The 13,526-nt window shown below is 65.4% G+C and carries 12 protein-coding genes; 1 reads left to right on the top strand and 11 read right to left on the bottom strand.

The window, feature by feature from the left end; translation table 11 throughout:
• Positions 1-4: 4 nt before the first annotated feature.
• From AE618_RS26045 to hemC, 9 genes are all read right to left on the bottom strand, one after another.
• On the bottom strand, positions 5-487 hold the full coding sequence (locus AE618_RS26045; protein WP_054212121.1) for a chemotaxis protein CheW: 483 nt from the start codon (positions 485-487) through the stop codon (positions 5-7).
• 70 nt (positions 488-557) lie between these two features.
• Positions 558-2,537 carry a methyl-accepting chemotaxis protein gene (locus tag AE618_RS26040; protein WP_248311029.1) on the bottom strand — a complete coding sequence of 660 codons (1,980 nt, stop codon included), beginning with the start codon at positions 2,535-2,537 and terminating at the stop codon, positions 558-560.
• A gap of 39 nt (positions 2,538-2,576) precedes the next feature.
• Entirely contained in the window at positions 2,577-4,631 is a 2,055-nt protein-coding gene (locus tag AE618_RS26035; RefSeq protein ID WP_054211972.1) for a methyl-accepting chemotaxis protein, read from the bottom strand.
• Positions 4,632-4,659: 28 nt separating this feature from the next.
• Positions 4,660-5,139 (bottom strand): chemotaxis protein CheW, encoded by a 480-nt coding sequence (locus AE618_RS26030; RefSeq protein WP_054212120.1) that lies wholly within the window; start codon positions 5,137-5,139, stop codon positions 4,660-4,662.
• A 14-nt stretch (positions 5,140-5,153) separates the two neighbouring features.
• Positions 5,154-7,232 carry a chemotaxis protein CheA gene (locus tag AE618_RS26025; RefSeq protein WP_156330514.1) on the bottom strand — a complete coding sequence of 693 codons (2,079 nt, stop codon included), beginning with the start codon at positions 7,230-7,232 and terminating at the stop codon, positions 5,154-5,156.
• Complete coding sequence (locus AE618_RS26020) at positions 7,229-7,594, bottom strand: response regulator (protein WP_054211970.1); 366 nt, start codon at positions 7,592-7,594, stop codon at positions 7,229-7,231. The genes AE618_RS26025 and AE618_RS26020 overlap by 4 nt, the downstream gene beginning before the upstream one ends.
• Before the next feature lie 2 nt (positions 7,595-7,596).
• Positions 7,597-7,908 carry an STAS domain-containing protein gene (locus tag AE618_RS26015; protein ID WP_082365597.1) on the bottom strand — a complete coding sequence of 104 codons (312 nt, stop codon included), beginning with the start codon at positions 7,906-7,908 and terminating at the stop codon, positions 7,597-7,599.
• A gap of 262 nt (positions 7,909-8,170) precedes the next feature.
• The gene (locus tag AE618_RS26010) at positions 8,171-9,184 is read right to left on the bottom strand and encodes an AraC family transcriptional regulator (protein ID WP_082365596.1); all 1,014 of its coding nucleotides are present in this window, start codon (positions 9,182-9,184) and stop codon (positions 8,171-8,173) included.
• Between the two features lie 68 nt (positions 9,185-9,252).
• Positions 9,253-10,197 carry a hydroxymethylbilane synthase gene (hemC, locus tag AE618_RS26005; RefSeq protein WP_054211967.1) on the bottom strand — a complete coding sequence of 315 codons (945 nt, stop codon included), beginning with the start codon at positions 10,195-10,197 and terminating at the stop codon, positions 9,253-9,255.
• A 197-nt stretch (positions 10,198-10,394) separates the two neighbouring features.
• Between hemC and AE618_RS26000 the strand changes: the two genes are divergently transcribed.
• Positions 10,395-10,970 (top strand): DUF924 family protein, encoded by a 576-nt coding sequence (locus tag AE618_RS26000; protein WP_054211966.1) that lies wholly within the window; start codon positions 10,395-10,397, stop codon positions 10,968-10,970.
• Positions 10,971-10,994: 24 nt separating this feature from the next.
• Here the strand turns inward: AE618_RS26000 and eutC are convergent, their stop codons facing one another.
• Both eutC and AE618_RS25990 read right to left on the bottom strand, forming a co-directional pair.
• Positions 10,995-11,789, bottom strand: coding sequence for an ethanolamine ammonia-lyase subunit EutC (eutC, locus tag AE618_RS25995; protein ID WP_054211965.1), 795 nt, complete (start codon positions 11,787-11,789; stop codon positions 10,995-10,997).
• Positions 11,786-13,174, bottom strand: a complete 1,389-nt coding sequence (locus tag AE618_RS25990; RefSeq protein ID WP_054211964.1) for an ethanolamine ammonia-lyase subunit EutB — start codon at positions 13,172-13,174, stop codon at positions 11,786-11,788. Before AE618_RS25990 ends, eutC begins: the two co-directional genes overlap by 4 nt.
• Positions 13,175-13,526: the final 352 nt, after the last annotated feature.

Here is a 13,526-nt window from a genome sequence, read left to right as displayed (position 1 = left end):
TAGATCAGGCTGCCTCTTCTGCCGGCGCGCCGGCGAAGGCGGGCAGATCGTCCGTTTCCATCAGGCGTTCGAGATCGAAGACGACGATGAAGGACTCGCCCTTGCGGCCGATGCCGGCAATGTAGTTCGACTGCCAGCGGCCGCCGACATCGGGGGCTGCCTCGGTCTGGTCGTCGTCGAGGCCGGTGACCTCGAACACGCGGTCGGCGACGAAGCCGACGCCCAGCGTACGGCCCTTGACCGGCACGTCGAGGATGATGATCCGGGTGGCCTCCGTCGGCTCGGCGCGGACCAGGCCGAGCTTGGTCCGCAGGTCGACGATCGGGTAGCCGGCGCCGCGGACATCGATCATGCCGAGCAGGAAATTCGGCGCATGCGGAAGCTTCGAAATGGGCCGCATGTCGAGGATTTCCCGGACGTTGCGGATATCGATGCCGAACAGCTCCTGGTCGATGCCAAGCGTCAGATATTGGGCGGTATCAGCCATGGTGACCTCGCGGTGAGAATCTGGGACCAGCGGCCCGGCTCCGCCGATGACGAAGCCGGGCTTGAGCCTCTCAATTGCGGTGGAAGGCGGCGTCGTCGTTGTCTTCGCCGGCATTCATGTCGAAGGTGAAGCCGCCATTGGCGACCTTCCTGGCGGAGCGGGCCGGCGTCCTCTTCGGCGTGATCGCCGCCGACATGCTGGCGGCCTTGCCGCGCAGTTGCTTGACCGCCTGGTCGACGACCGCGGGCCGAGCCGCAGTCTGGTTGTCCAGGCGGAAGAAGGCGGTGGTGGCCTGGAGCTGCTCGGCCTGGGCTGCGAGCTGCTCGGAGGTGGCGGAGACCTCCTCGGAGGCCGCCGCGTTCTGCTGCGTGACCTTGTCGAGCTGTTGGATCGCCTGGTTGATCTGGCTGGAGCCGACATCCTGCTCGCGGCAAGCGGCGGTGATCTCCTCGACCAGTTCAGCCGTCTTCTTGATGTCGGGCACCAGCTTGGCCAGCATTGCGCCAGCCTCCTGGGCAACCTTCACCGTGTCGACCGAGAGCGTACCGATTTCGGCTGCGGCCGCCTGGCTGCGCTCGGCGAGCTTGCGCACCTCGGAGGCCACCACCGCGAAGCCCCTGCCGTGCTCGCCGGCTCGGGCGGCCTCGACCGCCGCGTTCAGGGCCAGAAGATCCGTCTGACGCGCGATCTCCTGAACGATGTTGATCTTGGCGGCGATGGTCTGCATGGCGTCGACCGCCTTGCCGACCGCGATGCCGGAGGCCTCGGCGTCCTTGGCCGACTGGCCAGCCATCTTCTCGGTCGTTGAGGCGTTCTCGGCGTTCTGCTTCACATTGGCCGCCATCTCCTCCATCGAGGACGAGGCCTCCTCGGTCGCCGAGGCCTGCTCAGTCGAGCCTTGCGAGAGCTGCTCGGCGCTTGCCGACAGCTCCTGCGAGCCGCTGGCGACCTTGCTTGCAGCGTCCTCCACATCGACCGCGAATTTCGTCAGGCTGTCGACCAAGGCATTGATCGCGTCCTTCATGCGCTGGTGATCGCCTTCGCATTCGATTTCGACACGTTGTGTCAAATCACCGACGCTGACACACCTGAGCACGCGGTTGCCTTCCGCGATGGGCAGGATGATGGCATCGAGCATGCTGTTGATCCCGAGCACCAACTCGGCGAAATTACCAACGTACTGATTGGCTTCGCCCCTTTCGCTCAGCCGGCCGGCGGTGGAAGCCGAGATCAGGCGCTGGACTTCGGTGATGATCGAACGGAGGTTGCCTCTCAGCGTCTCGATCGTCTCGTTGATGAAGGCCTTCTTGCCAGGGAATTGCTCCAGAGGCGCGTTGAAATCACCTTCGCCGAACGCCTTGATACAGGCCATGGCTTTCTTCTTCACGGCGATGTGGCCGGCCACCATGTCGTTGATGCCCTGCGCCATCAGGGCAAAGTCGCCCTGAAAGCGGTCGGTGGGAACGAACACATCGATATCGCCCTTGTCGTGCTCCGACGACATGCGATCCATTTCCGAAATCAGACCCTTGAGATTGGCTCTCAGCGTCTCGATCGTCTCGTTGATGAAGGCTTTCTTGCCGGGGAGCTGCTCCAGCGGCGCGCTGAAATCACCCTCGCCGAAGGCTTTGATACAGGCCATGGCCTTCTTCTTCACGGCGATGTGGCTGGCCACCATGCCGTTGATGTCCTGCGCCATCAGGGCAAAATCGCCCTGAAACCGGTCCGCGGGAACGCATACGTCGATATCGCCCTTGTCGTGCTCCGACGACATATGGCTTATGGCGTCGCCGAGTGAAATTGCCGGGCGCGTTGCGGTTTCGAGTAACTCGTTAACGGCAGACAAGATTTCTAGGGCGCCTCCAGTCGCGTCCCCCAGATTTGCTCGCGCGGACAGTTTTCCATCTGCGAATGCGCTCTTGATGCGGTTGATTTCATCGAGAGCCGTCTTCGTCCTGGAGCTCTTTTTCAGTCTAACGAAGAACGACATTTTTTGTTTCTTTCCAGCTAGATAGGTTGTTGGGACATTCCGCAAGGGCAGGCCCGGCATGGTCCGGAGCCTCCGCCGTGGCGGAGGCTCCGTGTCTCGTCAGGACGCGCGGCTGAAGGCGGCGTCGCGTTCGTCACCAGCCTCGTCGAGATCGAAGGCGAAACCGCCGCCCTTCGGGGCCTTCCCCGAACGGGGAGCGGGCGTCGCCTTGCGAGGCGCCGAGGCGGCCTTCATCTGCTTGGCCTTGGCCTTGAGCTGGCCGACCGCGCGGTCGGTCGCCGAACCGCGGTCGTCGGTCTTGAAGAAGGCAATGGTGGTCTGGAGCTGCTCGGCCTGGGCGGCGAGTTCCTCGGAGGTGGCGGAGACCTCCTCGGAGGCCGCCGCGTTCTGCTGCGTGACCTTGTCGAGCTGCTGGATCGCCTGGTTGATCTGGCTGGAGCCGACATCCTGCTCGCGGCAGGCGGCGGTGATCTCCTCGACCAGTTCGGCGGTCTTCTTGATGTCGGGCACCAGCTTGGCCAGCATCGCGCCAGCCTCCTGGGCGACCTTCACCGTGTCGACCGAGAGCGTGCCGATTTCGGCTGCGGCTGCCTGGCTGCGCTCGGCGAGCTTGCGCACCTCGGACGCCACCACCGCGAAGCCCTTGCCGTGTTCGCCCGCACGGGCGGCCTCGACCGCCGCGTTCAGGGCCAGAAGGTCGGTCTGGCGAGCGATCTCCTGCACGATGTTGATTTTCTGGGCGATGGTCTGCATGGCGTCGACCGCCTTGCCGACCGCGATGCCCGAGGCTTCGGCGTCCAGCGCGGACTGGCCGGCCATCTTCTCCGTGGTCTGGGCGTTCTCGGCGTTCTGCTTCACATTGGCCGCCATTTCCTCCATCGAGGAAGACGCTTCCTCCGTCGACGAGGCCTGCTCGGTCGAGCCCTGCGAGAGCTGCTCGGCGCTGGCCGAGAGTTCCTGCGAGCCGGACGACATGTTCTCGGCTGCCGTGTTGACTTGGCCGACGACGTCGCGCAGCTTCTCCACCATCGCCTGGAAGGCGCGCTGGAGATCGGTGATCTCGTCGCGGCCGGAGATGGCGACATCCTTGGTCAGGTCGCCCTGGGAGATGTCGTTGGCGACGCTGAGCGCACCCGACAGACCCTTTGAGATCGACAGCGCCATCCACAGCGCCATGCCGACGCTGATCACCAGCGCGGCGGCGACGAGGCCGAGCAGCATGGTGCGGGTCGACTCATAGGCGCTCTCGGTCTCCTTGACGAAACTGTTGGCGACCCGCGTCTCCTGCGCCTTAATGGCCTCGACCTCTGCATTCAGCGCGCCTCGGGCGACCGTGAACGGACCGCGGTAAAGAACGAGCGCCTTGGCATCCGTGTTGGCGACGCCGAGGGCTACGGCCTTCCGAACTGAGGCTTCGAAGGCGCGGAACGCCACCGCAACCGAATTGGCATCCGCCGCGTAAGCTGTACCGGCGCTCGCGGCAACGATCTGTGCCTGTTCGTCGGCGGTCCGCTTCAACCGCGTCTGGAACGCCTCTTCGGCTCCCTTCAGCTGCTCGTCGTCAGTAATCACGATTGCGGCGTAGAGATCACGACGCAGATAGGCGACGTTCAGGGCGAAAGCCGTCGTGGCTTTCGCCACCGCTTCGCTGACATCGCCGTGCGCCTGCAGCGCATTGATCTTGGCTTCCAGTTCACCGCCGAGCTTGCGGGTTTCACCCGTCGCAATGTCGCTGGCGGCGTTGGCTGTGTTCTGCACCACCAGATCGAGTGCCTGGGTGCCTGCTGCCGTCAGCTGATTCCAGGCCATTTCAAGCTTGCGGACCCGGTCCTGCGCTGCTGGCTCAACCTGAGAGCCATAGTCCTTCAACACCCCGCGCAACTGCGCGTCGGTGACTTTGAAATCCTTCTGCAGCTTCAAGCGAGCTTCCGTGGTCGACTCCGCCAACGAACGCGCGATCATTCGAGCAGCATCGTAGCCGATCTTCTCCATCTCCATGACGCGCTGGACCTGAATGAATGGCTTGCTCGCAAAGGCCTGCATGCGGTCGTTCGAGCTCGACAGGCTGTTGATCGAGAGATAACCCGCTGCAGCAAAGAGGAGAATAATAATCCCGAATGCCAAGCTGAGCTTGGCCTTGATCGTAAAACGCATCTTCGTTGCCCCCAACTTACAGAAAAGCTCAGTCCAGGATCCTGGACATGTCCGGCACGATGACGAATTCATCGTTCCACTTGGTGATGAAGCGGATGAACTCCGGCCGCCAATGGCTGCCGAGGCGCGGCGTCTGTTGCATCTGCCGCGTCGAGATTTCGGTGACTTCGTAGACCTTGTCGGCAAGGAGCCCGAGGGTGACCGGATCACCGTCGATATCGACCTCGATCACGACGATGCGGGTGTCGGCGGTCGCTTGCGTCTTCGGCATGCCGAAGCGGATGCGCAGATCCGCCAGCGGGATGACGTTGCCGCGGACATTGACCAGCGCCGGCAGGAAGGCGCGGGCGCCGGCCACGCGCGTCACCGGAACAGGGTCGATGATCTCGCGGACCATGTCGGTCTCGACGGCGAAGATCTCGTTGCCCAGCCCGACCATCAGCACCTGCAGGCGGGTTTCGGTTGCCTGCGGCAGGCCGATGGCGCCCGCCTGCGGGGTTGTTTGCATCTGAGCCTGGCTCATCACGCGGCCTCCGGGGTTCTGTCGCTCTCGGCGCGGGACTGGCCGAGCGTCACGAGCTGGGCGACGTCCATGATCAGCGCTGCCGTGCCATCGCCCAGGATGGTCGCACCCGAGAACATGGTGACGTCCGAATGCAGCTTGGACAGCGACTTGATCACCGTCTGGTGGCTGCCGATGATCTGGTCGACGACGAGCCCGACGCGGGTATCGCCGATCGAGGTCACGATGACCTTCTGATGCGGGTCAGGCTGTCCTTCCGCATCGAAGACGTCTCGCAGGCGCAGGAAGGGCACGAGATCGCCGCGGACATTGAGGAAGCTGCGCCCCTTGGCGCGGGCTTCCGCCTCCGCGGTCAGCTCGATGCACTCCTCGACCGCCGAGAGCGGGATGATGTAGCGGGCTTCGCCGACCCGGATCAGCAGGCCGTCGATGATCGCCAGCGTCAGCGGCAGGCGCAGCGTCACCGAGGAGCCGTGTCCGGGGATCGTGGTCAGGTCGATGGTGCCGCGCATCGCCTCGATGGTGCGCTTGACCACGTCCATGCCGACGCCGCGACCCGACAAGGCCGAGATGGTCTTGGCGGTCGAGAAGCCCGGATGGAACAGGAACTGATGGATGTCGTGTTCGCTGAGATTGGCCCCGGGAGGGATCAGCCCGTTTTCCTCGGCCTTGGCGCGGATGCGGGCGGTGTTGAGCCCGGCGCCGTCGTCCTGGACCGTGACCAGCACTTGCGCGCCGACATAGCGCGCCGAGAGCTCGATGCGGCCGGTCGCGGATTTGGAGGTCGTGGCGCGATCCCCAGCATTCTCGATGCCGTGGTCGATGGCGTTGCGGATCAGATGAACCAGCGGATCGGCGAGACGCTCGATCATGGTCTTGTCCATCTCGGTCTCTTCGCCGACCGTCACGAAGTCGACCGGCTTGCCGAGATCGCGCGAAAGGTCGTGAACGAGGCGGCGGAAGCGGCCGAAGATCGACCCCATCGGCACCATGCGGACGCCCATGGTCGTGTCGCGCAACCCAGAGGCGAGACGCTCGATTTCCTCCGCGATCGCCTTGATCGCGAGATCGGTCCCGGAATGGGCGATCTGGCTGAGGCGGGCCTGGGCGATGACGAGTTCGCCGACCCGGTCCATCAATTCGTCGAGGCGCTCGGCCTGGACGCGGACGGTGGTGCCCTTGTCTTCGGCCCGGCGGCCGAGTTCGGCCTTTTCGGGGGCGGACGAAGCAGCGGGCGAAGCCTCGGGGCGGGATTTCACCGCCGCGGGCTTTTCGGCTGCGGCAACGCGCGGGGGCGCCTCCTCCACGGCATCCGGCATCGACATGTCGAGTTCCGGGTAGAGCGGGGCAGTCCCGCCCGGGAGCGGCGCGATGGCGAGCTTCATCTCGTCGCGCACGAACATGAAGACGTCCTCGATCTCGTCCTTCGAGCAGCTGCTGTGCAGCGTGACCTTCCAGGCGATCTGGCAGCTCTCGGGATCGAGCGCGCCGAGCTCCGGAACATTGTCGAGATCGGCTTCGACGGCACAGGGGCCGAGCGCACGCAGATCGTCGAGCAGTACGAGAGGGTTCGTGCCGTTGCGCAGGATGTCGGACTCGAATGCGATCTCGATCGACCAGCCGGCCTGGGCCGGCTCTTCCGCTGAAGACCCGTCGGCGGCTTCGGGCTCGCCAACGGGGGCCAGGCCCGTCGCCGGGGCGGAGCCGCCGCCGATCAGGCGCTGGAGTTCCTCGACGATCGCCTCGCCGATGATCGGGTCGGTGGAATCGGGGTCCTCGATCAGCGTGCGGATATAGTCGCGGGCCGAGAGCGACACCGTGACAATGTCGTGGTTCGCATCGATCTTGCCCTTGCGGATCAGATCGAAGGCCGTCTCGAAATCATGGGTGAAGGCTGCGACCTTGTCGAAGCCGAACATGGCGCCGGACCCCTTGATCGTGTGCAGCGCCCGGAAGGCGGCATCGATCAGGTCACGGTCCTGCGGCGTCTGGCCGAGGTCGAGCAGCACCGTTTCGAGCGAGTCCAGCAGCTCGGCGGCTTCCTGCCGGAATGTTTCCGTCGGGTCGAGTTCCATCAGGTCCTCACGAGTTTGGCGACAACGGCGAGCAGCTGCTCGGGCTTGAACGGCTTGGTGATCCAGCCCGTCGCGCCGGCTGCCTTGGCCTCCTGCTTGACGGCATCGTCGGATTCGGTGGTCAGGAAGACGATCGGCACACCCATGAAGGCGGGCAGCGCGCGCAAGGCCTTGATCATCTGCATGCCGTTCATCACGGGCATGTTGAGATCGGTGATGACGAGATCGAAGGTCTGCGCCTTGGCCTTGGCGAGGCCTTCCGAGCCGTCGCCGGCCTCGACGACGTTGTGCCCCGCCGGTCCCAGCACGAGCTTGATCATCTGCCTGACGCTCGGAGAATCGTCGACGGTGAGAATGCTGGCCATGATCAGTCCCTGGATGGTTCGGAAGACGCCATGCCGGGCTGCGCCACCCCGGCACGCTGGAAAGTGGAGGTTGCGATGTCGCTCATCCGCGCCAGCACGAACGGAAGATCGCGCGAAGCAAAGCTGCGCTGTGCGCTGACGAGAGTCTGGACGAAGGTGATGTCGGCCTGCTCGACAGCCGAGCAGTCGATCTCAATTCCATGCCCCGAGTTCATCAGTTCACCGAGAGATACCGCCATCGGCTTCGCGTTTCGGATTGTCGAATCCGCGACACACTGGAACTTATTGGACTTGATTTCGTTGTTTCTTGCCATCGTCACCGCGCGCCCCCGAATTCACGCCCTTATCGCCGGCTTACTTACAAAAATATACAGTTAAAGGTGTTTATAATTCACTTAAAGTAACGGTGTTTTATTTTAATCTATTGTAGACGCCGCTGCGTTTTTGGAGTCGTCGCTGCGCTTCGGGAGTCGGTCAGGTGGAAAGCGGTTGTTTTTCGTTAACCATAACAAAGTGATACGGTTCCCGTAGGGGAACCGCTGCTCATTTTGGGATCACCGTGCAGGTAATCGCGTCTCAGCGACGACTGCGCGTCTGTGAGGGCTGCTCACCGAAGGCCTCGCGATATTCGAGGGCAAAATGGCCGCGATTGACGAAGCCCCAATGCCGCGCGACGCACTCGATGGAGAGCGTCGATGTCGGATCCAGAAGCGTGGCCCTGGCGCCGGCCAGCCGCGCGAGCTTGATGTAATCATGCGGCGACATCTGCTTGTGGCGGCGGAAGCCTTCCTGGAGCGAGCGCAGTCCGATGCCGACGGCCTCCGCGACATCCTGGACCGTGAGTGGGCCGGCGGTGTGCGCGTCGATGAATTCGATCGCCCGGCGGATCTGCCAGGGTGCCGGTGCCGCCGCCTGCCGTTCGAACCAGGACGAATGGGCATGCGGGACGCTCTCGAGGACCAGCATGATCAAGGCGTCACGCAAGCGTCGGGCAGCATGCGGCGCGTCCGCGAGCGGGGCGTCGCCCTGGAAACCCGCCTCGATCGCCGCCATGATAGTCGCCAGGGTGGCCCCGGTGCCGGACCGGCCATCGAAACCCACCGAAAAATCCAGCCGTTTCGTCACCGGGCGCTCGAAGGCTGATTGCAATGTCCGTATGACGTCCTCGCTATGAAGCGTGAAGGTCGAATGGACGCTGCCTTCCGCATATTCGCCGCTGTCGGCCAATGCCGTGTTGAGGATCAGCCCCTGGCCGGGCGCAGCGGCGAGCGTTTCCCGGCCGACGGAATAGAGCGTGCCGCCGGCAGAAACCATGCGGATGGTCAGGTTGTCGTGAGCCCTGTCGCGCCGCAACCGCATGCCGAAGGGATACTCGGCCTGCACAAGGTTCGCTGAAGCAAGGCAGCGCCCTGTCAGGCGCGCCTCGAAACCGTGGGACCGCAAAGGCTCGAGTACGAGGTCCCGCCGCAGCAGTTCGACAAGCCAAGACTGCGTTTTACCGGCATCCTGGCTGACAAAGTCAAAACAGTTCTCTTCCGGAGGGGATCCGGCTTTCAACGATTTCGAGGGCTTCTGCGGCGGCCTCTTCATGCCGCTATCTGAGACCGGGCCGCCTGCCCGATCAAGTGAACCGGGCTGCGACCTCTTTACGCTGCGCTTCAGGCGCCGACATATTTGAAATGGGCGCCGATGCTGCGATACGACGCTTCCAGCACGTCGACGCCGCCAGCGAGCCGCAAGGCTTCGGCCGTGGCGAGGCCGAGTTCGACGGCCTCGCCGCCCGCGCGATCGTCGCTGGCGGTGATGCGCTTGGCGCCATCATACGAAGTGATCTGCGCGTGCAGGAAGAGCCGGTCGCCCCGCCAGGTCGCGCTCGCGCCCACCGGAAGGCTGCAGCCGGCGCCCAGCGCATGCAGCATGGCACGTTCGCAATCGACCTCGGCGCGCGCCTTGGGGTCCTCGATGTCCTTGAGCATGGCAAGGATCGCCGGGTTGTCGTCGCGCGCCTGGACACCCAGCGCGCCCTGCCCGATCGCATAGGGGAACAGCATGGGATCGAGCAACTCGGAGGTGGCGCCCTCGAGACCGAGGCGCTGCAGCCCGGCCTGCGCCAGGATCACCGCGTCGAGCCCGTCATCGCCGTTGATCTTCGCCAGGCGCGGCCCGACATTGCCGCGGATCGGCACGATCTCGACATCAGGCCGCAGGCTGAGCATCTGCGAGCGCCGGCGCAGCGAACCGGTGCCGACGCGGGCGCCTTGCGGCAGGTCTGCCAGCGTCGCGCCGCAGAGCACGTCGCGCGCATCGGCGCGCTCGGGCACGGCGGCGAGCACCAGTCCTTTGCGCAGCGTGGTCGGCAGGTCCTTCAGCGAATGGACGACGATGTCGACCTCGCCCGAGGTCAGCTGCTCCTCATGCTCGGTCGAGAACACGCCGATGATGCCGAACTGGTGGAATTCGGAGACCCGGTCCTTGTCGGCGATCGTCGCGATCGGATGCAGCGAGAACTCCGCCTGCGGGTGCTTCGCCTTGATCAGGCTGGCAATGTAATTTGTCTGCGCGATCGCGAGCGGGCTGCGGCGCGTGCCGATTTTCAGGAGCATGGACGAACGACCTAACCTGGAGGCCGTGCCAGCCCCCGTCTTTGGAACGGGTCTATATCAGCGGATCGCCCGCGCCGCGAGTGCGGCGTACCGCCATCCCGACCGGCTGCCCTGCATGGATCAAAGGCGGGCCCGGAGCCGGAATGAACCAACACCGTCGCGCGCCGTTAAGCGCAGGCCAGCAGGGAGAAGCGGATATGGAGCGCAGCAGCGCCGACAGGTCACGGGAAGGAACCGCCATCGAGGCGGAAACGGTGATCGATTTCTGGCGCGATGCCGGGCCGGAACGCTGGTTCACGAAGGATGCCGCCTTCGACCTTCTGTTCCGCGAGCGCTTCATGCCGCTCCACCTCGCGGCGGCACGACGGGACCTCGATCATTGGGCCGGCTCGGCGCGGGGATCGCTCGCGCTCGCGATCCTGCTCGACCAGTTCCCGCGCAACAGCTTCCGCGGCACCGCGCATATGTACGCGACCGATCCGCTTGCGCTGTCTTTCGCTCGGCAGGCGCAGGCGAAGGGCCAGGGTGAAGCGATCGAGCCCGAACTCAGGCTGTTCCTGCACCTGCCCTTCTGCCATTCCGAAGACATGGCGGACCAGGAGCTGTCGGTCGTGCTCAGCACGCCCCTGGGCGGGGACGCCCTGGAATCGGCAAAGGGCCATCGCGAGATCATCCGGCGCTTCGGCCGCTTTCCGCATCGCAACGCCCTGCTCGGACGCGAGACGAGCGCGGAGGAAGCGGCTTTTCTGGCGGACGGCGGTTTTTTGGGCTGAGGATCAAGGCCCGACGAGTGTCGATCAGAGCGCCGGAAGCACGCCCGACCCCTCTCCCGCTTCGAGCGCGGCGTCGCTGTCGTCCTTCAGATCGACGCCGGTCAGTCCGCGACGGAAGCCCTGGTCGACCAACCAGGCAAGCTTGAAGGCAGCGTGCTGGAAGCCGAGACCGCCGGGCCGGATGTTCGAGACGCAGTTGCGCGCGGCGTCGGTCAGGCCCCGCCTCGGGGCGAAGGTGAGATAGGCGCCCAGCGAATCGGGCGAGGACAGGCCCGGGCGCTCGCCGATCAGCACCACGACCATGCGCGCGCCCAGCGCGACAGCGACCTCGTCGCCGAGCGCGACGCGGGCCTGCTGCGCGATCACGATGGGCGCCAGGGTAAGCTTCTGGCGCTGGAGGAAGGGCAGCAGGGCAGCGATGAGCGGCGCCGCGTTCTGCTGCACGGCAGTCGAGGACAGGCCGTCGGCGACGACGATGGCGATGTCGAAGCTGCCACGGCTTGCCGCCAGCGCCGCCTCGCTCTCCTGCGAGAGGCAGCGGCCGAGATCCGGCCTCCGCAGATAGTCCTGGCGCGAGTGCGCCGCGCTGTGCGCCATCCGCGTTTCCAGGCCGAGCGTCGCGAGTTCGTCGGCAATCTGCTCGGGACGGAAGGCTGCATGCACGGCATCGCGGGCCTGCGCATGAGCGAGGCCGAAGCGCAGCAGCTCGCTCGTCGGCAGGGACGAGCCGGAGCGGCCGAGCGCGATCCGCGCTGGGGTTAGCCGCGCGAGGTCGGCGAAGCGGGTCGCAGGCCGCTGCGGCTCGTCCGGCCCGGTCATGCCGCGCGGTCCTGCATCGCCGTCAGCAGGGCCTGCCCGCCCTGCCCCGTGCTCAGGCGGCCGGCCACGTCGATGATGTCCATGCGCCGCAGCCAGTCCTCGAACTCCGGCGCGCGTCGCAGCCCCAGCACCTCTCGGATATAGAGCTGGTCGTGGAACGAGGTGGACTGGTAGTTCAGCATCACGTCGTCGGCGCCGGGAACGCCCATGATGAAGTTGACGCCGGCCGTGCCCAGAAGCGTGAGCAGCGTGTCCATGTCGTCCTGATCGGCCTCGGCATGGTTGGTGTAGCAGATGTCGCAACCCATCGGCACGCCCATCAGCTTGCCGCAGAAATGGTCCTCCAGCCCGGCGCGGATGATCTGCTTGCCGTCATAGAGATATTCCGGGCCGATGAAGCCGACGACCGTGTTGACCAGCAGCGGCCGATAGGCCCTGCAGACGGCATAGGCGCGCGCTTCCAGCGTCTGCTGATCGACGCCGTGATGGGCGTTGGCCGAGAGCGCCGCGCCCTGCCCGGTCTCGAAATACATCAAGTTGTCGCCGACCGTGCCGCGCTTCTGCGACAGGCCGGCCTCCAGCCCCTCCTGAAGCACGGACAGCGTGACGCCGAAGGAGGCATTGGCTGCTTGCGTCCCCGCGACCGACTGGAAGACGAGATCGACCGGCGCGCCCTGCTCGATCAGCGCGATCGAGGAGGTGACATGCGTCAGGATGCAGGCCTGCGTCGGGATGTCGAAGCGGGCAATGACGCCGTCGAGAAGGCGCAGCAATTCGCCGATCCGCTGCGTGCTATCGGAGGCCGGGTTGATGCCGATGACGGCGTCGCCGCAGCCATAGCTCAGCCCGTCGATGGTCGAGGCGAGGATGCCGGCGGCATCGTCGGTGGGATGGTTGGGCTGGATGCGCACCGCGAGGCGGCCCGGCAGCCCGATCGTGTTGCGGAAGCGCGTAACGACGCTGCATTTGCGCGCGACGAGGATGAGGTCCTGGTTGCGCATCAGCTTGGAGACGGCCGCCGCCATCTCCGGTGTGACGCCCGGCGCGAGCCTGGCAAGGACCTCCGTCGTCGCGGCCTCCGAGCAGAGCCAGTCGCGGAATTCGCCGACGGTCAGGGACGCGATGGGGGCGAAGGCGACGGCGTCATGCGTATCGACGATCAGGCGGGTGACCTCGTCCTGCTCGTAGGGGATCAGCGCCTCGTGCAGGAAGCTGCGCAGCGGCAGATCGGCGAGCGCGATCTTTGCCGCCATCATCTCCTCCATGCTGCCGGCGGCGAGACCGGCCAGCCGGTCGCCCGAGCGCAGCGGCGTCGCCTTCGCCATCAGCTCCTTGAGATCCGCGAAGACGTAAGACTGCCTGCCGACAGCGACGCGATACCCCATCAACCGTCTCCCTGCGCGCAGTCGCTACGCCATATCAACCGCTCGCTCCGCTCTAAGCAAGGCGCAGGCCGAAGGTGTGGGCCGGCGATCGTTAGCCGCGTCCCCTCCCCCCCGCTTGGGGGGGGGAAGGGTTGGGGGTGGGGGGGCGTAAAGCCGGAACTCCACCTTGCATCGTGTCGCCGAGCGGTACTGCCCCCCACCCAACCCCCCCCACCGCAGGCGGGGGGGGGGGTGTGACCCGCTCCTAATACCAACTGCACCCGGCGGGGGCACTAGGCGGGGAGTGCCTCTCGGGCGCCGCGACCTCATGACACCTAGACAGTGAGGAGTGGTGATGGCAGAGGGGCGTGCT

Origin of the sequence: Allobosea vaviloviae (assembly GCF_001298265.1) — a bacterium.
GTDB lineage: Bacteria > Pseudomonadota > Alphaproteobacteria > Rhizobiales > Beijerinckiaceae > Allobosea > Allobosea vaviloviae_B.
The sequence above is the reverse complement of the archived record's forward strand: the minus strand, read 5'-3'. Positions and strand labels throughout refer to the sequence as shown.